This is a genomic window from Algoriphagus hitonicola (assembly GCF_900113375.1).
Taxonomy (GTDB): domain Bacteria; phylum Bacteroidota; class Bacteroidia; order Cytophagales; family Cyclobacteriaceae; genus Algoriphagus; species Algoriphagus hitonicola.
The window spans coordinates 499,473-523,765 of record NZ_FOPC01000001.1 but is presented as its reverse complement, the minus strand read 5'-3'; the positions used below and the strand labels follow the sequence as shown (position 1 = coordinate 523,765).

The 24,293-nt window shown below is 43.2% G+C and carries 20 protein-coding genes; 14 read left to right on the top strand and 6 right to left on the bottom strand.

Annotated elements, in window-relative coordinates; translation table 11 throughout:
- Positions 1-134 precede the first annotated feature (134 nt).
- Complete coding sequence (locus tag BM043_RS02290) at positions 135-1,037, top strand: mechanosensitive ion channel family protein (protein ID WP_092788611.1); 903 nt, start codon at positions 135-137, stop codon at positions 1,035-1,037.
- Between the two features lie 47 nt (positions 1,038-1,084).
- A complete protein-coding gene (locus BM043_RS02285) occupies positions 1,085-2,008 on the top strand; it encodes a hypothetical protein (RefSeq protein ID WP_092788610.1) in 924 nt (307 codons plus the stop codon).
- A 301-nt stretch (positions 2,009-2,309) separates the two neighbouring features.
- On the opposite strand, the gene BM043_RS02280 is transcribed toward BM043_RS02285, so the two are convergent.
- A complete protein-coding gene (locus BM043_RS02280) occupies positions 2,310-3,134 on the bottom strand; it encodes a universal stress protein (RefSeq protein ID WP_092788609.1) in 825 nt (274 codons plus the stop codon).
- Between the two features lie 310 nt (positions 3,135-3,444).
- Between BM043_RS02280 and BM043_RS02275 the strand changes: the two genes are divergently transcribed.
- A complete protein-coding gene (locus BM043_RS02275; protein ID WP_245752897.1) occupies positions 3,445-4,065 on the top strand; it encodes a glycosyltransferase family 2 protein in 621 nt (206 codons plus the stop codon).
- Between the two features lie 3 nt (positions 4,066-4,068).
- Complete coding sequence (locus BM043_RS02270) at positions 4,069-4,818, top strand: hypothetical protein (protein WP_143071022.1); 750 nt, start codon at positions 4,069-4,071, stop codon at positions 4,816-4,818.
- 57 nt (positions 4,819-4,875) lie between these two features.
- Here the strand turns inward: BM043_RS02270 and BM043_RS02265 are convergent, their stop codons facing one another.
- Positions 4,876-5,337: a GNAT family N-acetyltransferase gene (locus tag BM043_RS02265; protein WP_092788606.1), complete on the bottom strand. Its 462-nt coding sequence runs from the start codon at positions 5,335-5,337 to the stop codon at positions 4,876-4,878.
- 71 nt (positions 5,338-5,408) lie between these two features.
- Here BM043_RS02265 and BM043_RS02260 point away from each other — a divergent pair, with 71 nt between their 5' ends.
- From BM043_RS02260 to BM043_RS02240, 5 genes are all read left to right on the top strand, one after another.
- Positions 5,409-5,918 carry a RidA family protein gene (locus tag BM043_RS02260; RefSeq protein ID WP_092788605.1) on the top strand — a complete coding sequence of 170 codons (510 nt, stop codon included), beginning with the start codon at positions 5,409-5,411 and terminating at the stop codon, positions 5,916-5,918.
- Positions 5,915-6,442, top strand: coding sequence for a hypothetical protein (locus tag BM043_RS02255; protein ID WP_092788604.1), 528 nt, complete (start codon positions 5,915-5,917; stop codon positions 6,440-6,442). The genes BM043_RS02260 and BM043_RS02255 overlap by 4 nt, the downstream gene beginning before the upstream one ends.
- A gap of 138 nt (positions 6,443-6,580) precedes the next feature.
- Entirely contained in the window at positions 6,581-7,156 is a 576-nt protein-coding gene (locus BM043_RS02250) for a HEPN/Toprim-associated domain-containing protein (protein WP_092788603.1), read from the top strand.
- A 125-nt stretch (positions 7,157-7,281) separates the two neighbouring features.
- Complete coding sequence (locus BM043_RS02245) at positions 7,282-7,749, top strand: hypothetical protein (RefSeq protein ID WP_143071021.1); 468 nt, start codon at positions 7,282-7,284, stop codon at positions 7,747-7,749.
- Positions 7,750-7,917: 168 nt separating this feature from the next.
- Positions 7,918-8,883, top strand: a complete 966-nt coding sequence (locus BM043_RS02240; RefSeq protein ID WP_092788601.1) for an ExbD/TolR family protein — start codon at positions 7,918-7,920, stop codon at positions 8,881-8,883.
- Positions 8,884-8,950: 67 nt separating this feature from the next.
- Here BM043_RS02240 and BM043_RS02235 read toward each other — a convergent pair whose 3' ends face one another.
- Complete coding sequence (locus BM043_RS02235; RefSeq protein ID WP_092788600.1) at positions 8,951-11,815, bottom strand: PD-(D/E)XK nuclease family protein; 2,865 nt, start codon at positions 11,813-11,815, stop codon at positions 8,951-8,953.
- Positions 11,808-15,002 carry a UvrD-helicase domain-containing protein gene (locus tag BM043_RS02230; protein ID WP_092788599.1) on the bottom strand — a complete coding sequence of 1,065 codons (3,195 nt, stop codon included), beginning with the start codon at positions 15,000-15,002 and terminating at the stop codon, positions 11,808-11,810. Before BM043_RS02230 ends, BM043_RS02235 begins: the two co-directional genes overlap by 8 nt.
- 173 nt (positions 15,003-15,175) lie before the next feature.
- Between BM043_RS02230 and BM043_RS02225 the strand changes: the two genes are divergently transcribed.
- The 5 genes from BM043_RS02225 to BM043_RS02205 all read left to right on the top strand — a co-directional run bounded on the left by BM043_RS02225 (position 15,176) and on the right by BM043_RS02205 (position 22,690).
- Entirely contained in the window at positions 15,176-17,338 is a 2,163-nt protein-coding gene (locus tag BM043_RS02225; protein WP_092788598.1) for an alpha-glucuronidase family glycosyl hydrolase, read from the top strand.
- Positions 17,339-17,360: 22 nt separating this feature from the next.
- Positions 17,361-17,852, top strand: coding sequence for a VOC family protein (locus tag BM043_RS02220; RefSeq protein WP_092788597.1), 492 nt, complete (start codon positions 17,361-17,363; stop codon positions 17,850-17,852).
- Positions 17,853-17,941: 89 nt separating this feature from the next.
- Positions 17,942-18,763: a creatininase family protein gene (locus BM043_RS02215; RefSeq protein WP_092788596.1), complete on the top strand. Its 822-nt coding sequence runs from the start codon at positions 17,942-17,944 to the stop codon at positions 18,761-18,763.
- 38 nt (positions 18,764-18,801) lie between these two features.
- Positions 18,802-19,362 carry a pentapeptide repeat-containing protein gene (locus BM043_RS02210; protein WP_092788595.1) on the top strand — a complete coding sequence of 187 codons (561 nt, stop codon included), beginning with the start codon at positions 18,802-18,804 and terminating at the stop codon, positions 19,360-19,362.
- Positions 19,363-19,720: 358 nt separating this feature from the next.
- Positions 19,721-22,690 (top strand): DNA polymerase III subunit alpha, encoded by a 2,970-nt coding sequence (locus BM043_RS02205; RefSeq protein WP_092788594.1) that lies wholly within the window; start codon positions 19,721-19,723, stop codon positions 22,688-22,690.
- A gap of 123 nt (positions 22,691-22,813) precedes the next feature.
- Here the strand turns inward: BM043_RS02205 and BM043_RS02200 are convergent, their stop codons facing one another.
- Positions 22,814-23,836 (bottom strand): hypothetical protein, encoded by a 1,023-nt coding sequence (locus tag BM043_RS02200; RefSeq protein ID WP_092788593.1) that lies wholly within the window; start codon positions 23,834-23,836, stop codon positions 22,814-22,816.
- A 56-nt stretch (positions 23,837-23,892) separates the two neighbouring features.
- Positions 23,893-24,291: a group III truncated hemoglobin gene (locus BM043_RS02195; protein ID WP_092788592.1), complete on the bottom strand. Its 399-nt coding sequence runs from the start codon at positions 24,289-24,291 to the stop codon at positions 23,893-23,895.
- Positions 24,292-24,293 lie beyond the last annotated feature (2 nt).

Sequence of the window (24,293 nt, the reverse complement as noted above, 5' to 3'; positions counted from 1 at the left end):
CAAAAGCGATAGTTTGAGCATCGGAAAACAAAATAATATACCGAATACCAAAACTTTTTGAAATTTGATGGGTTTAGGCTGTACTTTTTTAAGTATTATTAGGATCAAATTTCGATAATGTCCTGCGATATTTCATGCAAAACGATTCAATAAATAATTCAACTGAAAATTCATCCGGTTTGATTGCCTGGCTGGAGGATGTAATGAACCTGAGCCTTTTCCATCTTGGAGATTCTCATCTGACACTTGGATTGCTTCTGGCGCTGATATTTTCATTTGTTGCTTTATTTATTATTTCAGAATGGATCCGAAAATTACTCGTTCACCGGATTCTTTCCCGATACGACTTGGCTGTAGGCACCAAGCAGTCGATTGGAATGATGGTCAAATACCTCTTGATCATCATTGGTGTTTTCACCATTCTACAGACTAACGGAATCGACCTCAGTGCACTGGGAGTCTTGGCTGGTGCGATCGGTGTGGGTATTGGTTTTGGTCTTCAAAATATCACAAACAACTTCATCAGTGGATTAATCATTCTTTTCGAACAACCCATCAAAGTAGGTGATCGAATCGAAGTAGGCGATGTCACCGGAGATGTGATCAAAATATCAGCCCGGGCTACGATGGTCGTGACCAATGACAACATTACCATCATCGTTCCAAACAGTCAGTTTATTGACTCCCAAGTGATTAACTGGTCGCACAGTGATCGGATGGTCAGATTTAATTTTCCGGTGGGAGTAGCTTATAAGGAAGAACCACAGCGAATCCGAACGCTTTTGCTGGAAGTAGCCAAAGAAAACAAAGGTGTGCTGAGCATGCCAGAAGCGGACGTATTATTGACAGAATATGGTGACAGCAGCATCAATTTTATTTTGCGGGTGTGGACCTCGGAATATATCAACAAGCCGGTCGTACTGAAAAGCCAGCTTTATTATGCCATTTTTCAAAAGTTCAAAGATGCGGGTGTGGAGATTCCTTTTCCTCAGCATGACCTTCATCTTCGATCCGGGTTTGAAAATTTAAAGAATTAAGTTAATTTTCGCAGATATCCGCTTGCTGTCGATATGACAGCCTGAAAATGAAAAAGTTACTCCTTGCATTCTTTCTATTTTTAAGCCTTGATGCTTTCTCCCAAAGCTTCTACCGCTACCGCTTTGAGGAGCCTTGGTCTTTCTCTGCCAGCTTGGGTCCTACCCAATATTTCGGAGAACTTTATTCTTTTTGGAAATACAATGAAGGCGTACAGCCCGACTGGAATGCCAACATCGCTTTTCATTATACGTTTGGCACGCATCTGAGAGCTCGTGGGGAATTTTCCTATTACAAGATGTCCGGACAGGATCCTCCCTCCGACCCAAGAGCCTATCGGACACCTAGAGATTTGCATTTCAGAGCACAAAACTGGGAAATGACCGGAATTATCGAATACTATTGGCATCCGGTCAAAGTCCCCAATATTCACCGTCCGCTTTGGAACCCTTATATTTTCTTCGGGATCGGCATGTCCACCAATAATCCTGAAGCCAAGCTTGACGGAGTTTGGCGGGATCTGCGACCCCTTCAACTCGAAAATAATCCCTACGAACGCTATATCACCGTTTTCCCCATGGGCTTGGGCTTTAAGTATAAGCTAAATGTGTACATGGATTTGATTTTTGAGGGAAATTACCGCTTCACTTTGACCGATTACATGGATGATATTTCGGCCTATAATGTCAGTGAGTTTTACCTGGATCTAGTCGATGATTATGTTTCGGGTAATAATCCAGATCGATTGAGATTAGCAATTCGAAACCCTGATTTTCTAGATGACAATGGCATGCCCGATGTGGACAAAATCCTTCGGAATAATGGAAGGGTTCGTAGAGGTTCGGGCCTTCGTCATCGATACGATGGATATATGACCGTCAATGTGGGCTTAGAAATCCACTTCTCCAGAGATATTTTCCAAAACTGGATTTTCAGAGATCGCATCTACGAAAAGCGATTCCGATTCTGGTAAATCCTTTCGTTTTTCAGGTTAATCCAATGCTTTATTTTTTCTTCACCAAAAAAGAGGCTGTCTCATAAATCGCTATAATGTCAGCCTGACCCTTCGATTTCGAGACTCTCGTCCCTCAAGTGCTACCAATGACAAAGATGCTTAATATCACAAAATTGGGGTCAGTCCGAGCACCCGAAAGACGGGAGTCTGAATGTACGAGGACGCTTCGATTTCGAGTCTCTCGTCTCTCAAGTGCTCAATGTGACAAACTTCACTTTTGAGACAGCTCCTTTTTAGATCTACTTTGAAAAGTAAGAAACTAAACCTTCACACTCAACACGCCTAAATCTCCTTTGAAAAGCACAGTTTCAGTCGTGCTGATCAGATAGGAAGGACTTTTATCATGGTTTCCGGTGACCACCGCTAGCCATTTGATTCCGGATTCTTTGCAGAAAGAAATGATGCCCTTCTCTGCCTCTGAATCATTGTAGGTGTGCTGATGAAAGACGATTTCCTCATTTCCAGACTGAAATCGATCCATGCCTTCCTTGACTTCCGCAGACGAGGTGAATTTTGTAGGAGTATTGATAAAGACTAAATGGGTACTCGATTTAAATGTCTTGACCAAAGATTTGATTTTATCGAATGCAACTTTAGCTCCGGGGTGAAAAGTGGAAGCAAAAGCCAATTTTCTGAAATCGTTTCCATCCAAGGCTTCTTTGACAGCCAATACGGGCACGGTTGATTTTCGAAGGACTTTCTGAATAGTCGAGCCGATAAATTTACCCGGAGTATACCCTTTGCCGTAGGCACCCATTACGATCAGATCTGCCTGATTTTCATCGGCGACCCTAAGGATCAATTCATAGGGAACGCCAATTCGGATCTCCTGAATGATATCTGCTTTTGCTGGAGCGACCTCATGGATGTAATCCGGCAAAATCCGCTCAGCTTCCTCTTTTTCTTCCCGCAGTTCACTGTATTTTTGTCTTGCGGAATCCGAAAGTTTGTCGTAATCAATTTCGGAGGGAATTACGGTGACACAGATGATTTTAGCGCCTGATTTGCTACTGATTTTTTGCGCGGTCTTTAATGCGGCAAGTGAATAAGGCGAAAAGTCGAAAGGAACAACGATAGTTTTCATGGCTTAGGTCTTTTTGATTCATGGCAAATCTCAAAAATAATTCTATCCTTTCCCCTGAGGGATATCACCGAATAAACTGATAAAAATCAGTTATGGAACTATTTGAATTTCAGCTCAATGAATTAAATTCAAAAGAATCAATCACCAGTTTTTGTAGCTCTTATGATTTAGAAATTAGACTCAACTTCCAAATAAAATTTGCCTGATAACCATATTAACTGGTCAAAAAAGTGGAAATTGCAGGTATAATCTGAGGTAAACGAAATTTATCATTTCAATAATGGTGTCTACGGTGACAATAAGTGTTTTGATGGCAGTGTATAATACGCCATTTGAATTGGTAAAAAGGGCGCTTGACTCGGTGATGGTCCAAGACTTCAGGGACTTCGAACTTTTGGTGATTGATGATGGAAGTAATCTGGATTTGAGTCAAAAGATCATTGCATACTGTGAAGCGAATGAAGAAAAGATCAGTTATATCCGCAGTAAAAATGTCGGGCAATCCATCGCCGTAAACCGGGCTGTTCATTTTGCCAAAGGGGAATACATTACCATCATCGATTCGGATGATGAATATAAGCCAAACCACCTCTCTTCCTGTCTCAAGGAGATGAATCATGCGGATTTGATTTCATCGCTTACCGAAACGGTCGTTTCGAGTTTGGAAGATTATTTCGTAGCGGATAAATACGACCTAAAAAAGAATATCCATGTGGATGATTGTATCCTTTTTGCTACGCTTTTTGGGAAAAAAGAGGTGTTCAAAAGCATCCATTTTGAAAATCGATATTCTGCCGATTCGTTTTTTTATGAAAATGCCTCAAAAAAATATCGGGTTAAAAAACTGGATAGCCGCACCTACATTTACTATCGAAACATCCCCGACAGCATCACGGCACGAAGCAAACAAAACCGTCTGCTCAAACCCTAACCTATGGCTTATTTTAGGGGGAATTTAATTTGTGCTTCGCTTTTTACGGGGAATTACGATGTCAATCGAAGTGAAATGCTGCAGGGGGACAATTTTCAACTGATCGAAAAATGGTGCCGCTCTATTCAATCACTGGATTTAAAAGGTGTCGTCTTTCACAATTCCTTTTCCGAAGAAACTATCCGCGCCAACCAACTGACAGGGATCGAATTTGTGGCGGTAGATTTCAACACGCCCCTCAGCGCAAATGCCTATCGATACTTGGTCTATGTTGACTTTTTAAAAAAATACCAAAATCAGCTTGAAAATGTGTTTTTTACCGATATTGCCGATGTCGAGGTGGTGAAAAACCCTTTTGATGTTCCCTTTTATGATGAAAATTCCGATTCGATATTTTGCGGGGATGAAGAGGAAATTCTGGATAATCCCTGGATGAATGAGCACAGTAATCATCTCCGGAATCTCATTCCCGAGTTTAAAGATTTTGAGGAAAAAAATAAAAATCAACCGCTGCTAAACTGTGGTATAATCGGAGGAAAAATAGAGTTAATGGTTCAGCTAATGCAGGAACTAAGCCGGATTCACAGCACCTACACTGTCACCAACAAAACTCCATATACCCTAGATATGGGCGCGTTCAATTTTGTGATGCGAACCCAATTTGCTGATCAAATCATCCATGGATTTCCGGTTAATACTAGATTCAAATGTTACGAATCAACACGGGAGGATTGTTGGTTTAGACACAAATAGCAGAATTAATTTGATTCAGAAATTTTCGCAGGAAGCGGGTACTACACTATTTACAAATCAAAACGTCAAAACCATCTTCAAATCACAGCGACAGTATTTTCCAGGTTCGGGTACTTCCTCTCGGAACCCTAATTTTCGATAAATTTTCAAGGCTGATGCCAATTTGGTGTGGGTATATAGCTCGACCTTTTTGGCGCCCATTTCCTTAGCCTTTTCCAAAATCGCCTGGCCTAAAATCAATCCAATTCCCTTTCCCTGAGCGGATTTTTTCACTCCCATTTTGATGAGTTCAAAAGTCTCCTCATCGACTTTTGCCAGACCTACCGTTCCCACAATCTCCTCTCCTAGCTGCGCAAAAATGATCAGTCCGCCTGGATCGATAATAGTTTCTTGGGGATTTTTCAATTGTGCCAAATCAAAAGGCTCAATCGCAAAAAGCGCTTCTACCCATTCCCGGTTGATGGATTCAAAATGAGGTTGAAGCTCGGCGCTAAAGGGGAGAATTTTTGCTGCAAGCATGGGTATAATTGGTTTGATGAGTCAAATTTCAATAATTTCTGCTAGATTAGTTTTCATCAACCATCAATTCCATGAAAAAAAATCTCGTTTTTCTACTCTTGCTCTTGGGAGCTGTTCAATTTTCCTGGGCACAAAGTCCCGAAGAAAAAATCAAAGCCCTCGGCTTGGACCTTCCGGAGGTAAGCCAGCCCATGGCCAACTATGTCAAATGGAAGCAGGTTGGAAATGTCCTTTATCTTGCGGGGAATGGCCCTGACGTCTTTGGAAAAGTGGGTGCGGATCTGACTACCGAGGAAGGTTATCAGGCTGCCCGGGAAACTGGCCTGGAAATCCTCGCGGTACTCAAAGCGGCTACGGGAGATTTGAGCCGCATTAAGCAATTTGTCAAAGTGCTGGGCATGGTGAATTCGGCACCCGATTTTAACGGACATCCTGCCGTAATCAATGGCTTTTCGGATCTGATGGTGGAGGTATTTGGCGAAAAGGGAAAACATGCTCGATCTGCTGTTGGCGTTGCCGCTTTGCCTAATAATATTGCGGTTGAGATCGAGGTGATTGTGGAATTGGAAGAAGAAAAATGATCAGGGTATTCTTTCTTTTGATTTGGCTTCCTGCGCTTGTCTTGGTTCAACATGAAAAGACTTTCCTGAGCGAATACATTTATGTGGATGGCTTGGCTTTTAGGCAGCAGGGGCTAAAAAGTATTTTTGAAAAATACGGGCCGATCAAAAGAAGTCCCACAGACTACGAATGCGGCTTCCATTCTAATGAGGAACAAGGGAAAACATATTACCAGTTTATTTATCCACAAATCACTTGGATCGGGAGTGCTGAGGATGGTCGGTTTTTAGCTGATCGGGTTATTTTTGATCAGGAAGGGCAAATAAAATGGGTTTACTTTAAGGAAGCGGAATTTAGTGGCAAAAGCACCCAAGCCGAGGGAGAAGACTTTATGGGAAAGAATGCTGAACCCATCCAAATTTATGGACGGGAAGAGGAGGAGTTGTTTTGTCTTGGAGGTCGATTCACACATTCTGATGATGGGTTTTTCTTCCTTTTTAAACAAGGAAAGCTGATCGAACTTCAGTATTGGAGTCCATGCTGAAAAATGGGATTTTGAAAGATTAAAGTGAAAATGGTGCATTTATCCCCCGAATTTGGAGGAATAAGCACCATAAAAGTGTGTTAAAAAGTAACTTGTGGGCAATAAAACCGACAAAACAACGACAAACAGAATTTATAAATGGGGTCTTTTTCAGAAATAACTTTTGCAGATTATCCAGTTTTTAGCAACAAGAATTGGTATTACCCAGAAATTGTAAATTCACTTTTCCTACCAGACGACTTTATCAGTGAAAAAAGAAAATATTCAACAAGAAATCGTTTGGTTTGGGGAGATGCATATGAAAACAAAAAAGGGACTTTTGAATTCAAAGGTTATAGACAAACGGTTAAGGTTTGCAAAGACCGTTTAGAAATTTTTGGTGCATCTTCTAAAAAAGCAAAGAAGGACTTTCAACAAGGAAAAAAAATATCTCGACAAGAAGGCTTTTACAATTTCTCTCTAAGTAGCATAACTTACGACCAGTATTTTGCTGAAATTAAAAGCATCATAGACTCTAAGGAAATAACTTATGACCAACTAAATGAAAATTTTAGGGAAAGTTTGACATCGGGTGAATTGGGTATTTATGGTTTCTCATTAGACAGCCATTTACATTCAATTCTGAGCGTTTTATCTGACAATGATTTTGTTGAGTATGACTTGACTGATGTAATAGATGGCGGTTGGGTAGATGAAAACCAAGCAAAAACGTAGATTACGAAAAAATAATCATCCTAACAGAAGGTAAATCAGACGTTGAATTTATCTCTAAAAGCATTGAAAAACTATATCCGCATTTAAAAGACTATTATCACTTTATAGATTTTGACGAGTACAAGGTGGAAAGCAGTGCATCAGCATTGGTAAAATTAATTACATCATTTGCAGCGGCTAATGTGAAGCACCCAATAATTGCTCTATTTGACAATGACACAGCAGGTCTTAAAGAGATGAAAAAGTTGACTTCCAAGACAGTTCCACCAAACATTAGAATTTTAAAATATCCTGACATCACAATAGCCAAAAATTATCCAACAGTTGGACCAACAGGGAAAAAGAAAATGAATGTTAATGGACTCGCTTGCTCAATTGAAATGTATTTTGGAGTTGATGTTTTAACAAGAAACAACGAACTCATTCCAATTCAATGGAAAGGTTTCGAAGAAAAAGAAAAGAAATATCAAGGCGAAATTGCAGATAAAAACTATGTTCAAGAAACTTTTAGAAAAAAATTAAGAAAGACAGAAGTGACTGAAATTGAAGACTTAAACAAATTGCTGAATGGGATATTTAACGCATATAAATAAAAGCCCGAACCGCTATCAGGCGTTTGGCTCAATGACGGGTGAAGTGGTTAATCGAACATTCTACCTCGCATCAATCCCGTAGCTAACGGGATGGTGTATTGACAGTTTTGTGCTCCGAAATCCGCCCGAACGCAAAGCCCGAAAACGTTAAGCACAAATAACCACTCAATGAAACAGATCGCTCTGCTATTGACTTTATTTCTTTCTTTCAGTTCTTGTGGACAGACTTTGGAAAATGAAATTGAATCAATTCTTCATGATTGTTTAGTTAAGAGCTATAAGGCAGAGCAAGTCAATATTAAACAGGAACTTGACGAGCTCGAAAAATATTTAATCAGCAGCAAATCACTTAAATCTTCAGCAGGACAATCCTATTTTGATTTTTACAAGGAAATAGCTGACCTCAACGATATTCCTACGACTTTGGACCATGACAGATTTGAGAACATTTACAAATTGACACCCAACAAATTTTATTCAATTGACTGTCTGGAAAAGCTCAAACGTGCTGACTCGTCAACAATTGCTGATTCAAAATATAGCCAAATGACACTTGCAATACAAAACGCAGCTCAAAACGAAGTTTCACCATCAAGTATTGCTAAAGCTATAATAAGTGTTTTGGGTCCTTCTGACTTTGACAATCAATATTATAGAGCAGTTGCGCTATTGACAATTGCATACACAGCCAATTCGGAGGTGGGGATTCAGAGACAATTAGAAACGAATGAGAATGAGGACAATGCGGAATACGAATCAATATCGGTGACATTGACAGAAAAAGACCAAATTATTTTGAATAGAAACGAAATAAGTCAAGAAGAACTAAAGATTGCCTTAGCTGAATTTATTAAGGCAAATGGCTCAAATCACGAAATTAACTTACGAGCTGATAAAGCAGCGTCCTACGACTTTTACTTGAAGATTCAAGACCAAATTGTGTTAGTTTATAACGAGTTAAGAAATGAATTGGCAATGACAAAATATGACCAAACATTCAATGAATTGACTGGCAACCAACAGAATGAGATTAAACGGATTTTTCCGAAAAGAATAAAAATATTCGTGGGACAGAACGCACAAAGCTTATGGCGAGTGAACGGCTGCCTGCAAAGCTTCCGTTCTCTAGCCTAGTTTAGTTTCGGTGGACAGGAAAGTGCCTCTCAGCCCGCAACCCAACACTAAATCCCAAATCCCCAATTCACCTCCCACAAATCTCCTTATACGGACAATATTCGCATTTTTTTAAGAGCTCCGTTTGATCAAATGCCACATTAGGATTATATAAATCAGATAAAAGATCCTTGAGATTCTCCTGAAAATCCTGATCATAGATTTTGTAATCCTGAACTTCAACCGCAGGATTTCTCCCCTCCTTCTCATAGAGATAGGGATCAAAATCCTCTTTGAAAATCTCCTTCAAATTAAATATCGCCGGCTTCAGCGGAGCAGTATTTTCTGGATGGGTTCCCTGATAAATCAAGCCGTAAAACAGGGTCTGCATGGCAGCTTTGTTTCGCTTCTCCAGAGTTCGGTCAAATAGGGATTCCAAATTGGGGAATTTCTTTTCATCTCCCCCGGATTTATAATCAATCAGCCGAATCACTCCCCGAAGTTCATCCACCCGGTCGATAATCCCGCGCAAGGCCGCTTTCCGAGGCCCCGAGCTGGTTTCAAATTCCAACGCAGTTTCGTATTTTTTCCCTTTTTCCAGAGAGATCAATCTGAAAGGCGCGGTCGACGTGTCAAACTCCAAGACCTGATCCACATAACGCTGAATCACATCACGTGCGATGGCCATTTGACCATTGAGCTTGGTATCGGCTTCATCCTCGAGATGATATTGGGTCCGAATCGCCTTTTCCACAGCCGGAAAAATCCAATTCTTCCGCAATGCCTCAATGTCCCCCTTATCGATTTCATTTCGTCCCTTCCGCTGAATAAAATCCAGATAGAGATTTTCCAAACTCAAATGCGCCAAATTCCCAAAAAACCCCGCATCAATCTCCTCACTTACTTCTTCTTTTTCACTGATTCCCGCGATATACTGTAGGTAAAACTTCAATCGGCAGTCCAAGTACGTATTCAGCGCCGAGGGAGAAAAGGCCGTTTGCGATTTGCCATCGGCACCAAGCAGATACCGCTCCAAGGTCTGAAGGACATCGGGTACCTTTTCGATTCGAATCGGGGCAGTAGACTTTTGGTCCACAGGTACAAAAACCACTTCCTCTTCCATCTCCTGATTCAGTTCGACCTCCATTTGCTGAATATAGCGACTCTTTTCCCCGGCTTTTCCCTGATCCGCAGCAGTGGTGTAAATCAAATGCACATCCTCAGCCGCATGCAGCAATCGGTAAAATGTATAGGCATAAATCGCATCATTTTGCTCCTGAACCGGCAATCCAAAGGCTCGTCGGATATTAAAAGGTATCATGGAATTGAGACTGCCCGATGGAGGAAAACTGTCTTCATTCATGGTACAAATGATCACCCGTCGGAAATCCAGATTTCGGGATTCCAATACCCCCATGACTTGCAAACCCTGTAGCGGTTCCCCTTCGAAAGGCAATTTCACTTCCCGAAAAACCTGACGGAATAATCGGATAAAAAACTCCCGATCCACACTGATATGATCCTGCTTTTCGAAGGCTTCTCTCAATCGGGTCAACTGCTTGAAACACTGAAAAAGGTAATTGCGCTGAAGCATGTCATCCTTGAGAAGAGTCGCCAATTCCTGCATCAAGGTGGACAGATAAGCAAATAAACCTTTGGCTTCCAATTGCTGAAAAATCAACTCAAAAATCCTTCCTCCTTTGACTAGCTCAGCTCTGGGGATATATACTTGGTTTTTGGCTTGGGTCTCTGCCAAAAGCGCTTTGCAAAAGGAATCGTTGACACTTTTCAGATAGGTCGATGAAAGTAGGTTTTTGATTGGCTGATGATAAAAGAAAACTTCCTGCTGATCCACTTTGATATAGCGCTGCATCTCCAAAACTGCTTCCAGAAAAGCATAAACCGGAGCATTTTTCACGGGATAGCCCATCGTTACATTGACTTGGTCGATGGTCTCGGGTAGGCAATGAAGAACCGGAAATAGTAAGCCCTCATCAGGCAAAATCACGACGGTTTCCTCCAGATTTTCCTCTTTTCCGATTTCTTCTAAAATCGACCCGACCAAGTTGGCCTGATTGACTTTCAGCGGGATGGCATAACTTTTTATTTTAGCCGGCTTGCCCTGAATTCGCTGAGGAAGATCTTTGGGAAATGTCGGTCCAAAAACCTGATCTTTTTGATATTCCCTAAAGAACAATCCCGCCTCCTGATTTCCATCCAGAATATAAAACGAATCAACATCCCAATGAATCTCTGCGCCAAATTCGGTAATAAAATGCTTGATGAGCTTTTCCTCAGTTTTGGTAAATGCATTGAATCCAACAAAATGATAATGCTTGGACGGCTTTTGAATCTTGTTCAAATCACTGGCGACTTGTCGGTAAAGTTTTCCCGAATAGGCCAATCCCGAAACATCCAAAGAAGCTTGAAAAGTCCGATACAGTGGCTTGAGCAATTGCCAAAACCGAAGGAATTTTTCTTGGTGCTTTTTATCCTGACTGATAAATGAACTCCAAAACTGCCGGATCAGATCAATTTGACTCTCCTTCAAAAAACTCAGATCAGATTCCAGTTCCTTGATTTCGGCCAGATAATGATAAAGCTTATCCGGATCAGCCATAAATTGGTCCAAATCATTGAAATCTTTCAAAATCATCTCTCCCCAGAAGTAGAATCGATCAAAGGTTTCCGGTTCGGGATGCAAGTCCACATACACCTGATACAATTCAAAAATCAGGGTCAAATCATCTGCGGGACGCTTTTCGGCAAATTCATAAAAAACATCCTCGATGGTTTTGATTTCGGGCATCCACGAAGGCTCTTCGATCAGCGCTCCGAGATGCTGAGTAAAGAAAAGTCCCGCCCGTCGATTGGGCAAAACGATCACCAGGTTCTTTAGCGGAATTCCCTGATTTAAAATCTTAGAGGCGGTTTGTCTTAAAAAATTATGCATGAACTTCTGTGATTTTTCCGGTTTCTAAATAGCATAAATATCCTTTACAGGGTTTTTGAGATAGGGTTTGTACTAAAGTCATGTACTCCAAGACCTGTTTTTGATGTCGGTCTAGCTCCTCACCGGTTTTGAAATCAACCACAATGGCTTCTGAATCCCGAAGCAAAATCCGATCAGGCCGTTTTTGTCTTCCTCCGGGCAGGAGAATTCCCTGTTCGCTGAGCGAAAGCTGTTCAGGATCAAACCAGGAAGCAAAAAGAGAATTCTCGAAAAGCGTGTTGAGTTGGGTAAGCACTTCCTGTTTTTCTTCCGCAGTGATTCTCCCCTCAAAATACAGGGAATCCAATTCTTGTCCTGCCTGAGTTAGATTTTCGGATTTCTCCAAAATCTCATGAACCAACAAGCCAAAATTCCGCTTTTTTCGCTGCTCAAGCCCTTCATCCGAAAAGTCCACGGCATATTTTTTTACTTCGAGCAGCTCGGACCAACTTTTGTAATTCCATCGCAGCCGGGGGGCTTGAAAACTTGGTTTTTCCCGAGTTTGAACCTCCGGCCAATCACCCAGCTGAAAGACTTTTTGTTCCGCATCAAAACTTCCCAGCTCAGGTAGTCCTGACATCAAAATCTGTTGCAAATGGATCTCCAGGTAATTTTCCGAGCTGTAGGAAGGCTTAAATGGAGATAGGGACCAAAAGATTTCCTCGGCTCGGGTTAAGGCCACATAGATCATATTCAGGCTATCCAAATACGCTAATGTCGCTTCCTCAAAATAGGTTTCAGAAAACTGAGATTGCGCCAATTCCTTTTGGAGTTTAAGTGGAATAATCGCCCGGATCCCTGCCTCAGCATCCTCAAAAGGAGACCAGACAATGTTTTCTTTATTCGCATCAAAAATGGTCCATTTCAGAAAAGGCATCAACACCACTTTAAACTGCAAGCCTTTGGATTTGTGAATAGTCAGGATCCGCATCGCGTCATGACCTTCGGGTATTTTTACCGTTCGCTTGTTTTTATTTTCCTCCCACCATTCTAAAAATCCTCCCAAATCCGATCGGTTGATCGATATAAAATCAAAAACCGCCTCCCGAAATCCAGAGATATAGGCTTTTTCCAAACCGGTATCCTGAATCCCCAAAATCCGGATAAGCTCCTCCGTCATTTCCAGTAAAGGAAGCTGAAGTAAGGCATGCTCTTGCTCTTTAAAATATTCAATTTCAGCAACTAATGTAGGATCTATAGCATCCAGGGTAAATAAATGATGATCGATATGTTGATCTTTTAGGACCGCCCGATAATACCACAGCGTCCGAAACTCCACCTCATCGGCAGGCTGAAATAAATACCCCAAGGTTGCAATCAGTGCCTTGACCGAGGCCGATTTGTGCAGGTACATGGATTCATCCGACAAGACATCGTAGCGGTAATTTCCTGTCGCGGAATTGGCAGATTCCTGCATCAGACAATCCGCTATTTCCTCCCCTTCTGACTTGGTTCGCACCAAAAAAGCAATATCCCTCAATTGATACCCGAGGTCCTGCAGCCTTCTGACTTGCTCGGGGATTTTTAGGATTACCTGTTGATCAAATTTCCCCTCATCGTCCAGTTCCTTATCCTCCATCAAAAACTCCACGCGAACCAGGCCCTTGAAGGATGATTTTTCTTTCTTGGCAGAAATGTTCTGATGGGAATCCGCATAGGCTTTGGAGAGAATACTCGGATCAGTTACCCCAAAAGCTCCGGAAAGAACACGTTCGAAGGAAGCAGGCAGATGTTGAAAAAGCGCATTGTTAAACTCAATAATCCGGGGTAAGCTCCGAAAATTAGTGTCCAGGTTTTTGTTTTCGACCAAATGGGATCCTATTTCTGATTCTACCTGCTCGAGCAGAAGCCGCATTTCTCCACCACGCCAGCGATAGATGGATTGCTTTACATCTCCGACGAGCAGATTTTGATTGCCATAGGCGAGGGAATTTTCGAGCAAGGGTTTGAAACTCGCCCATTGAAATCCCGAAGTATCCTGAAACTCGTCAATCAAAAAATGCTGAAACTGATTCCCCACTTTTTCATAGATAAAAGGTGCATCGTTTTCCTTGGTGATTTCTTTGAGAAACTCATTGGCATCCGAAATCAAGAGCATATTTTCCTCCTCTTTGATCGCCGTCAAGTCCTCCAGCAAATTGCGGAAGACTCCGTAAACGTAAATATTTCTAGAAATAGCGCTGATCGTATTCCACTGATTTTCCAATTGAGGCACCTTGGCTAAAAGCTCTCCTAATCCTGCATAAAAGGAGCTTTCGATCGCATCTTTATTCTTACTGGTTTTGGTTGCCCAGCCTTCTGACGATCCAGCCATTTCTTTCTGCTTGTTCGTAAAGCTTCCAAAAGGAGCATTTCGATCTCCAAACCCATCAAACTTTGCTAAAAATCCCCGGCTGAAATCTTGCCATTCCAAGCCATGTGCTATTCGGATTTCATTGGCTTGAAGCTTAATTTCACTTCCTAATTTCACGAGTTCATCCCTACGCTTTCTGACCAACTTCTGGAGCTGATCCGTATTTTCTTTCTCTTTTAAAAATGCCTTGATTTCCGAGGAATGTTGCTTGAAATTTTCCTGAAAAATCTGCTTTCCCAAACCGTGAATATTCCTTCGGATATCCCAGGATTTACCGTTTTGGATTTGTTCGGTCGCATAATCCACCAGCCATTTGTGCAAAAAAGCATCGTCCATCACCTGCATGACCACCCGATCCACTACTCGCTCCAAAATGGCATCCTGGTCGAGTTCCACTTCGAATTTGGCATTGAGATCAATCTCCCGTGCAAATGCCCGAACTACCTTTTGGAAAAAGCTATCAATCGTACTGACCGAAAACCGGCTGTAATCATGCAAAATCGCCGTCAGGGTAGCTTTTGCTTTTTGCTTCAGACCTTCTTCGTCCACGCGCAGGGAATTCATCAGTTCCTGATCCATAAACTCCTCGGGATCCACGGCTATCGAAATCCTTTTCAACACGGCAAGAATCCGCTCTTTCATCTCCTGAGTGGCTTTATTGGTAAAGGTCACCGCGAGTATCTGACGAAAAGCCGTGGGTTGGTTTAAAGCCAGCTTAAGGTATTCCAGCGTCAGCGTATAAGTTTTTCCCGAGCCTGCCGAGGATTTATAAATGATAAAGGGTTTGTTTTCCATTGCGAAAAAGTCTTTCCCGAAGATAGAAAAGCTCCTGGCTTTATCCTTATCAGAACTTTGGCTTTGACAAAAATTGTCGGAAAAGGATTCCGATTAGTTTTTGACTTTCTATCCGAGATTCATAGGTAATCAAGGTAATTTTTCAGAAATTCTGCCCTCAAACCTTTAACCCCATGAAAAATCTATTCCCCCTTATCCTTTGCCTTTTCTTATTTACGGGACACATCCAGGCCAATGACGGCTACAAACTTTGGTTGGATTATCAGCCCATCGAACATGCAGAATTAGAGCAAACCGTTTCTGAGCTTTTCTCCGGTATCTATTTTTATGGAGAAAATCCAAGCTATGATATTATCCAAAAAGAATTGGAATTAGCCAGTCAAGGTTTTCTCAATAAAATGCCAAGCTACAGCTCAGAGCGCTTCCAAGGAGCAAATCTGTGGGTCGGTACCCGAGAGGAACTTTCGCAGTTTCTCGGACTCGAACATCAAGCGAAAATCAAGGCACTCGGCGAAGAAGGATACTGGAGAGGAACGATCATTCACGAGGGAAAAAACTACTATGCGCTCATCGGAAATAGTCCTGTAGCTACGCTCTATGCTACCTTTGACTTTCTGAAAAGTATTCAAAGTAACACTTTTGATGGGAGTATTGAAAAATCTGATTTTCAGAAGGTTAAACTCCGAATGTTAAACCATTGGGATAACCTTGATCGGACCGTGGAACGAGGCTATTCCGGCTTTTCGATTTGGGATTGGCATCGACTTCCCGGCTACGTGGATCCGCGCTATATTGATTATGCTCGCGCAAATGCTAGCCTCGGAATCAACGCCGTCTCCCTGACCAATGTCAATGCCAATGCCTGGATTTTGCGGGAGGATTTTGTAGAAAAAGTAAAGGTTTTGGCGGACATTTTCCGTCCTTATGGGATTCAGGTTTTTCTTACCGCAAGGTTCTCTGCTCCTATCGAAATGGGCAATCTTGAGACAGCGGATCCACTCGATAAGCAAGTGCAGAATTTTTGGAAAGAGCGAGTCGATATGATTTATGAAGCCATTCCGGATTTTGGTGGATTTCTGGTCAAAGCCAACTCCGAAGGGCAGCCTGGTCCGCATGAATACGGCAGAAACCACGCTGAAGGAGCCAATATGCTGGCTGATGCGCTTTCGCCCCATGGAGGAATCGTGATCTGGAGAGCTTTTGTCTATTCTCATGAGATCGATGAGGATCGACACAAGCAAGCCAACTTGGAATTTGAGCCGCTTGATGGGAAATTCCAGGATAATGTCATCGTACAGGTTAAAAACGGAGCCATTGACTTTCAGCCCCGAGAACCCTTTCATCCGCTATTTGGCGCGGTGAAGGAAACCAACCTGGGAATGGAATTTCAAATCACACAGGAATACCTCGGGCAGGCTACTCAGTTGGTCTATCTCGGTACGATGTGGGAGGAAATCCTGCAATCCAAAACTTATCGCCCAACGGCATCCAATACGGTTGCCGGGATTATTGATGGTTCGGATAGCAAGCAAAATCTTACCCTGATGGCGGGAGTCTCCAATATCGGCACAGATAGAAACTGGACAGGGCATCTATTTGGACAATCGAACTGGTATGCCTTTGGGCAATTGGCTTGGGATCCCGATCGGTCCGCGGAAGAGGTTTCAGAAGAATGGATAAAATTGACCTTCGGTCAAAAAGCAGAAGTTCACTCCAAAATCAAGGAAATCATGTTGACTTCTCACGAAGCAGCAGTGAATTATATGACTCCGCTAGGCCTGCATCACCTGATGGGAAGAAGTCATCACTATGGTCCAGGACCATGGGTAGAAGGAGGCCGTGCCGACTGGACTTCGCTGTATTACCATCGGGCGGATAGTTTGGGGATTGGTTTTGACCGGACAGAAACGGGAAGTGGGGCTTTAGAACAATATGCTTCGGAAATCAGCCAAAAATGGACGAATCCAAAACAAACTCCCGAAAAATTCTTGCTTTGGTTTCATCATTTACCTTGGGATTATGAAATGCAATCGGGAAACACGCTCTGGGAAGAAATCGGGCTTCACTATGACGGGGGAGTTAAAACTGCCCGGGAAATGCGAACTCAATGGAGGCAATTGGAAAATCAAATCGATTCAGCCCGATTTTCACATGTGGATCAATTACTGGGTATTCAAATCGAAGAAGCTGAATGGTGGAGAAATTCCTCTTTGCTTTATTTTCAGACTTTCGCGGATCGTCCTTTCCCTGAGTCTATCGAAAAGCCCGAAGGTGATTTGGAGTTTTATAAGCAACAGCGCTTTCCTTTTGCTCCCGGAATTCGTCCCAATTGGTAATTGAACCTAAGTCAAAAAAAGCATGGAACCCTATCAAATTCCCTCAGAAACCCGAATCGGGCATGTTCATCTGAAAGTCAGTGATTTGGAGCAAAGCTTGGATTTTTACTGCGGGCTATTGGGTTTCCAATTGATGATGCGCTACGGCAAGGATGCGGCTTTTATTTCCGCAGGAGGATACCATCATCATATCGGGTTAAATACTTGGCAGAGCAAAGGAAGTACTCCTGCGCCCAAAAGCTATCCGGGCTTATTTCATACCGCGATTTTATTTCCGACCCGAAAGGATCTTGCTACAATCTTTCAACGCCTCCAAGATGCCAATTATCCTTTGACCGGCGCAGCTGATCATGGGGTTTCCGAGGCACTGTATTTGGATGATCCAGACCAAAATGGAGTCGAATTGTATTGGGATAGACCCAAGGAGTTTTGGCCTAAAGATGAAGGTGGAGAACTGACGATGTACACAAGAAGATTGGATATTGAAAGTCTTTTGAGCGAATTGAAATCATAAGCTCTTTGCTAAATCAATGGCATCAAAATTTTCAATAGCATAGAGATTTTTTCCTAATTCAATTAACTTGTCCAAAAAACTGCTCCTATATGAAATCAACTCTTTTGCGCTCGATAGTTTTACTAACTTTTTTCTTCAAAATTACAGGAGCTCTCGCCCAAGACCTTTCTACCCGAGAGATGGATCGGATCAATTGGATGGAGTTTTCCGAATTTGTCCCCGAAAAAATCACTACTGTCCTGCTGCCCACTGGAACGCTCGAACCCCACGGCGTCATCAACAACGGAGCGGATAACACCGCGCCATTTGCCATGGCAAACGAACTGGCCGATGAACTGAATGCCTTGATTGCCCCTACGCTGAATTATGGGATGACCGGCTCCATGGCCAATTATCCTGGAGCTTTTGAAATCAGTGAGGAAGCTTATTCGCTTTTTATCCGGGATATTTTAAAAGGCCTGGCAAAAAACGAATTCAAAAATATCATTATCCTAAATGGTCATGGTGGCGGGCAAACCGCCGTATTGCAAAAAATCGCTGCCGAAGTCGCCAACGAACTAGGCGTGCGCACTCTCGTGATCAACTGGTGGTCCTATGCTTCCGATGTGACCTTGGAAGTATTTAAAGAAGACGGAGGTCATGCCGGTCTGAATGAAACGGCATACATTCAGGCTATCGATCCGACATTGGTTCAAAAAGAGCGCTACCAAGACAATCAAGCGACAGCCTACCCCAAAGACAAATCCTGGTCTGCCGTTCCCTTTCCTTCTGCAATCGGTCTGTATCAAGAGGGACAAGGCTATCCCAACTTTGATCAGGCTCAAGCGGAGGAGTACTTCCAAAAAGTCAATGAAAAAGTGCTGAAATTGATTCAGGATACGATTGCCAAATGGGATTTGGCAGGACTCTAGATTTACAATTTTAGATTTTAGATTTACGATTTGAATTCATGGCCTTTTTCACTGATCAAACCTTCAAAAACCTTGCTCCCTCCGATTTTAAAACCGGAGAATATGAGCACTGCATTTTCCTGTCCTGTGATTTTTCCAATTTAAACTTCCAGGGTTCATCCTTCGAAAACTGCACCTTTGACTCCTGCGATCTGAGCAATAGCAAGGTTTCGAAAGTCTCCTTTCAGCAGGTCAAATTCAAAAACTGCAAAATTCTGGGCGTTCACTTCAATGCCGCCAATCCATTTTTGCTCGAGTTTCACTTCCAAAATTGCCAGTTGGACTATTGCAACTTTTTCAATCTCCAACTTAAGCAATCCGTCTTTGTCAGCTGCCGCTTGCTCGACGTAGATTTTTCCCAAGCGAATCTCATCGGAGTGAGTTTTCAGGAATCCGACTTGATGGGGGCTGTTTTTGATCAGAGCAATTTGGAAAAAGCAGATTTTCGAAACACCCAAAACCTACGCCTCGATCCCGAAACCAATCGAATCCGCGGTGCCTATTTTGACCTAAATGGTCTTCCGGGACTTTTAGAAAAGTATGGAATTAAACTAGGCTAATCCCTTAGCAAATTCCCGACAAATTCCTTCAAAAATCAGTCAGCCCCTTGCCTGGATTTCAATTCTTTTGTTTAATTTATAAACATTAAAATGTTAAAATAATTAACATTTTATCCAGCAACCTTTGAGGTTTCCAAAAACCTCGAAGGTCTTAACCGTTATGCTGCTTCTCCAGAAGCAGCATAACGGTTTGGCGTCTGAAGACGCAGGACAGCGATGGCCGCAACTATCTCGCGACCGCAGAGAGCGTATTTCGCAGAGTGCATCTCACGAAGTCTAAAAGCTATACCAAACCTTCTAGGTCTGCTAGACTTCAAAGGTTTTCCAGCAAGTCGTCAATCAAAAATCGTCAACGTACATGTTTTTAAATTGCCATTCTCACTTCAGCTTCAAATACGGGACGATGTCTGTGGAAGCGCTGATCGCTGAGGCGAAAGGCAAAAAACTCGATTCCCTCGCCCTCACTGACATCAACTGCACCGCAGGAGTGTTCCCTTTTATCCGCTCGGCGCAAAAAGCCGGCATCCATCCCGTGATCGGGATTGACTTCCGCAATGGTGTGCAGCAGCAGTATATTGGACTGGCCCGAAATCAAGAAGGTTTTTTCGAACTCAACAAGCACCTCTCCGAGCATTTGGTTCAGAAGCGGGAGTTTAAATCCAAGGCTCCAAAATTTGAAAACAGCTTTGTCATTTATCCCTTTTCGGAAAAGGCCTTTCCCCTGCGGGAAAATGAATTTGTCGGCGTACACCCTGGCCAACTCAATAAGCTCCTCACCTCCCCTTGGTACCGACGAAAGGAAAAACTCGTGCTCTTGCAGCCGGCGACTTTCAGTTCCAAACTCGAATTCAATGCCCACCGGCTTTTGCGCAGCATGGACTTAAATACCCTGCTGAGCAAACTTCCTGTCGCTGAACAGGCAGATGTCACCGATCAGCTCTACTCCTACGCTGATCTGATTGCCCGCTGCGAAAATCACAGCTACCTTCTCGTCAATGCTCAAAAGCTCCTCGAACAGTGTCAGTTTTCCTTCTATTTCCAAGCGGTCAAAAACCGCCGGGATATTCTTGGTTCAGATTGGGAGGATTTTGACTTTCTCCGGCAGGAAACCTTCAGGGGAGCCATCCGTCGATACCCCGACCTCAGCCCAAAAATCAGTCAGCGAATCGAAAAGGAGCTCGAACTGATACAGCAGAAGGGCTTTGTCTCCTATTTTCTGATCAATTACGACATTATCACCTTTGCGCAGCACCGCAACTTCTATCATGTGGGCCGAGGCTCCGGCGCCAATAGCATCGTGGCCTATTGCCTGGGCATCACAGACGTGGACCCGATTGAGCTGGATTTGTATTTTGAGCGCTTTATCAATCTGTACAGGGAAAATCCACCCGACTTTGATATTGACTTCAGTTGGACAGACCGGGACGAGGTGACGGATTACATTTTCCGTAAATACAATGACGGCAAAGAAGAGCATGTGGCCCTGCTCGGATCCTACAGCACTTTTCAGTACAACTCCATGCTTCGGGAGCTGGGGAAAGTCTTTGGCCTGCCCAAGACCGATATCGAATCGCTGATCCATCATGCGGATAAGCCGGGCTACGCACCCGATCAATTTGGCAAGCTGATCATCAAGTATTCGCAAGTGCTGCATGATATGCCTTCGCATCTGACGATTCATGCCTGCGGGATTTTGATTTCGCACAAACCTATCCACTACTACACGGCCACGGATATGCCTCCGAAAGGCTTCCCACTCGCCCATATCGATATGCACACGGCGGAGGACATCGGTCTGCACAAATTTGATATCCTGAGTCAGCGGGGACTCGGCCACATCAAGTCTGCCCTGGAGATCATCTATCAAAATCAAGGGGTGAAAGTGGATATTCGTGAAATCGAAAAATTCAAGAAAGACCCTAAAATCAAAGAACACCTGCGTACCGGACACACTATCGGTGCCTTCTACGTGGAGTCACCCGCTATGCGCATGCTTTTGGCCAAACTTAAAGCAGATACTTATCTCGAACTGGTGGCAGCTAGCTCCATCATCCGGCCCGGCGTGGCGCGATCGGGCATGATGCGGGAGTATATTCTGCGGCATATCGATCACGAGCGTAGAAAAACCGCCCATCCCGTCATGGCTGAAATCATGCCCGAGACCTATGGCATCATGGTCTATCAGGAGGATGTGATCAAGGTTGCCCACTATTTTGCCGGACTGAGTTTGGGAGAAGCGGATGTACTACGTCGGGGTATGAGCGGAAAATCCCGCTCCAAAGATGAATTTCAGCGGGTGAAGGATCGTTTTTTCTCCAACTGCAAAGAACTGGGCCGGGAGGATCAAGTAGCTACCGAAGTCTGGCATCAGATCGAAAGTTTTGCGGGGTATTCCTTTGCCAAAGGACACTCCGCTTCTTTTGCTGTGGAAAGCTATCAGAGTTTGTATCTGAAAGCCTATTTCCCACTGGAATTCATGGTCGGGGTAATCAATAATTTCGGGGGATTTTATCATACCGAATTCTATGTCCACGAGCTCCGAATGAACGGCGCCAAGATCCAAGCCCCTCACCTCAACGAGAGTGAGTACCTGACACGGATCACGGAAAAAACCGTTTTTCTGGGATTCATTCATATGAAATACCTAGAAAAAGCTACGGTAGAAAAATTACTCTCCGAGCGTAGGACGAATGGCCCCTTTCTAGGTTTAGCTGATTTTGTAGCTCGGGTCGAAATCGGGCTGGAGCAGTTGCTGATCCTGATCCGGATGACTTGTTTTCGGTTTACGGGCAAGACCAAGCAGGAGCTCCTCTGGGAGGCGCATTTTCTTCAAAACAAGCGAAAGGCAGCGGTGAGTACAAATGAGCTTTTCCGCTCAGCTTCGATGGAGATCAGTTTTGGCAAAAAACCGCCCCAAGTCCCTGACCTCGACGAGACGGATATCCGGCAAGACATTTTGGATCAAATCGATATACTGGAGTTTCCACTCGATTCTCCCTTTCACCTGGTCAAAGATCAAAGCGTCCAAGGAATCAAGGCCCGAGAAATGACCAAGCACTTGGGAAAATGGGTCATGATCGTCGGCTATCTGGTAACCGTGAAATACACCCGAACGGTGAAGGGTGAGGTGATGAATTTTGGGACTTTTCTGGATCGGGACGGAGACTGGATCGATACCGTGCACTTCCCTCCTGTGGTCAAAAAGTACCCCTTCAAAGGTCGGGCAATCTATCGTCTCGAGGGGAAAGTCGTCGAAGAATTTGGCTTTTACTCGATTGAAGTGGAAAAACTAGAGCGAATGGCGTATTGGAATGCGGGTGAGGACTGAAGACAAAAATAGGAAAAGGATAATCACTTTCGGACAAATTACCGATTGAGCAATGAAAAAGAAGTCCTCAAAAGTCGGCGAACCTGAAATAGCACTGACCTCCCAATTGACACCCGAAAAAACTCAACTCGTCCCCGTCAGACAGGCTTTCATAACCATGCGTTGAAATTGAAAATCATCCTTCATAATTCTAAAAAAATCACCGATAAATCGGGTACAGGATTTTTGATCGGACTCATCCATATGGACCGACATGTTTTTCACCGCTTGCCAGATTTGATCTTCCTTTTGTAAAAATTCCTGACGCATATACTCCATCAGCTCGGGATCTCTGCAATACCCCCGATACAATCGATCGGTGACATGCTCGATATCGACAAGATCACTCACTTGAGCATAGGGCGGATTAACCAGACCGGTCATATCAAAATCATAGGGCAAAGGCAAAACAGCATTTTTTCCGACTTTCAGGATTTTTTCATTATGTCGAAACATGCTCGAAAAGTCTGTGTTTCCGATCAAAAACTGAAAAAAGTCATGCCTCAGCGAAGCCGTGTCCAGCATAAAATTAGGGTGTATTTTGACATCCTTAACGATCTCTCCGCCAAAACGATCGGCGACATTATCATCGTCCTCAATCAAAAAGCCTAAGAGCTGCTCCTTCTCCCCTTTTTTATCATCCAGATTTTCCATTTCTACCTGAATCATCCGAGTTTGGAATGAATAAGGAGTTACTTGTTGATAGAGTTGGTAACACAAAAATTCTTTCGCGACAAAACCATTGGCATTTTTGACTTTGGTGCAGGGAAGTACCACCTTCAAATGCTTGTGCTCTTCAAATGGTGTTCCTTCTCGCTTTTTCTTTTTGATCTTGAGGCGAAGGGGTGGATAGTAGCAATTATCCAATCTGAAATTTCCCCGGGTCCGCAGCTCCACCTCCAGCGAATCCCAGTTTCCTTCCTCATCCTGATACCAGAGGACTTGATCAGAATAAGTTGAATCGTTCGTAGACTTTTTCATTTCCTTGACGGAAAATTTCAACCGGACAGGCAAAGCTTCCTGACTCGAAAAAAGATCCTGAGCAAGAATAGGGTAACTCAGCAACAGGAAAAGTAAACCAAGTACGGGAATAAGAAATTTTTTCATAGTGATTTAGAGAAAAGTGAATGAAAAATACAAAAAAATGCTGATTACCAAGCGATTCACTCTTTTTTTCTGGCTTCCCAAATTCTCATAAAAAGCATATGCGCCATTCTTCGGGCATGCTCTTTGGCATAGACTGCATTTTCACCCTCGAAATATCGATCCACCGTTTGGAACCAAAGCTCCAACCAATTTCCAAAATGTGCCTGATCGATAGACTCATCGACTTTTCGATCTACGGTCACATGAACCTGAGCCGGATTGAATTTGCCTCTGCCAGGACCGGTCTGCAAGAGAATAATCTCCCAAAAATCACTCAAATGAACCAAATGATGCTCCCAATCCTCCACCACTTGATTGAAAATCGGCCCGAGAGATTCGTGCTTACGGATTTGCTCATAAAATCTCCTAACCAAAAAATCCACCTCTTTACGACTTTTGATATCGATCCGATCCATGA

Excerpts from the sequence above, each read along its gene's own strand:
- BM043_RS02255 (WP_092788604.1), top strand. The coding sequence starts at position 5,915 with ATGATCAGGGTATTCTTTCTTTTGATTTGGCTTCCTGCGCTTGTCTTG.
- BM043_RS02260 (WP_092788605.1), top strand. The coding sequence starts at position 5,409 with ATGAAAAAAAATCTCGTTTTTCTACTCTTGCTCTTGGGAGCTGTTCAA.
- BM043_RS02225 (WP_092788598.1), top strand. The coding sequence starts at position 15,176 with ATGAAAAATCTATTCCCCCTTATCCTTTGCCTTTTCTTATTTACGGGA.
- BM043_RS02195 (WP_092788592.1), bottom strand. The coding sequence starts at position 24,291 with ATGGATCGGATCGATATCAAAAGTCGTAAAGAGGTGGATTTTTTGGTT.
- BM043_RS02215 (WP_092788596.1), top strand. The coding sequence starts at position 17,942 with ATGAAATCAACTCTTTTGCGCTCGATAGTTTTACTAACTTTTTTCTTC.
- BM043_RS02280 (WP_092788609.1), bottom strand. The coding sequence starts at position 3,134 with ATGAAAACTATCGTTGTTCCTTTCGACTTTTCGCCTTATTCACTTGCC.
- BM043_RS02210 (WP_092788595.1), top strand. The coding sequence starts at position 18,802 with ATGGCCTTTTTCACTGATCAAACCTTCAAAAACCTTGCTCCCTCCGAT.
- BM043_RS02220 (WP_092788597.1), top strand. The coding sequence starts at position 17,361 with ATGGAACCCTATCAAATTCCCTCAGAAACCCGAATCGGGCATGTTCAT.
- BM043_RS02275 (WP_245752897.1), top strand. The coding sequence starts at position 3,445 with ATGGCAGTGTATAATACGCCATTTGAATTGGTAAAAAGGGCGCTTGAC.
- BM043_RS02200 (WP_092788593.1), bottom strand. The coding sequence starts at position 23,836 with ATGAAAAAATTTCTTATTCCCGTACTTGGTTTACTTTTCCTGTTGCTG.
- BM043_RS02235 (WP_092788600.1), bottom strand. The coding sequence starts at position 11,815 with ATGCATAATTTTTTAAGACAAACCGCCTCTAAGATTTTAAATCAGGGA.
- BM043_RS02265 (WP_092788606.1), bottom strand. The coding sequence starts at position 5,337 with ATGCTTGCAGCAAAAATTCTCCCCTTTAGCGCCGAGCTTCAACCTCAT.
- BM043_RS02270 (WP_143071022.1), top strand. The coding sequence starts at position 4,069 with ATGGCTTATTTTAGGGGGAATTTAATTTGTGCTTCGCTTTTTACGGGG.
- BM043_RS02285 (WP_092788610.1), top strand. The coding sequence starts at position 1,085 with ATGAAAAAGTTACTCCTTGCATTCTTTCTATTTTTAAGCCTTGATGCT.
- BM043_RS02290 (WP_092788611.1), top strand. The coding sequence starts at position 135 with ATGCAAAACGATTCAATAAATAATTCAACTGAAAATTCATCCGGTTTG.
- BM043_RS02230 (WP_092788599.1), bottom strand. The coding sequence starts at position 15,002 with ATGGAAAACAAACCCTTTATCATTTATAAATCCTCGGCAGGCTCGGGA.
- BM043_RS02250 (WP_092788603.1), top strand. The coding sequence starts at position 6,581 with ATGGGGTCTTTTTCAGAAATAACTTTTGCAGATTATCCAGTTTTTAGC.
- BM043_RS02240 (WP_092788601.1), top strand. The coding sequence starts at position 7,918 with ATGAAACAGATCGCTCTGCTATTGACTTTATTTCTTTCTTTCAGTTCT.
- BM043_RS02205 (WP_092788594.1), top strand. The coding sequence starts at position 19,721 with ATGTTTTTAAATTGCCATTCTCACTTCAGCTTCAAATACGGGACGATG.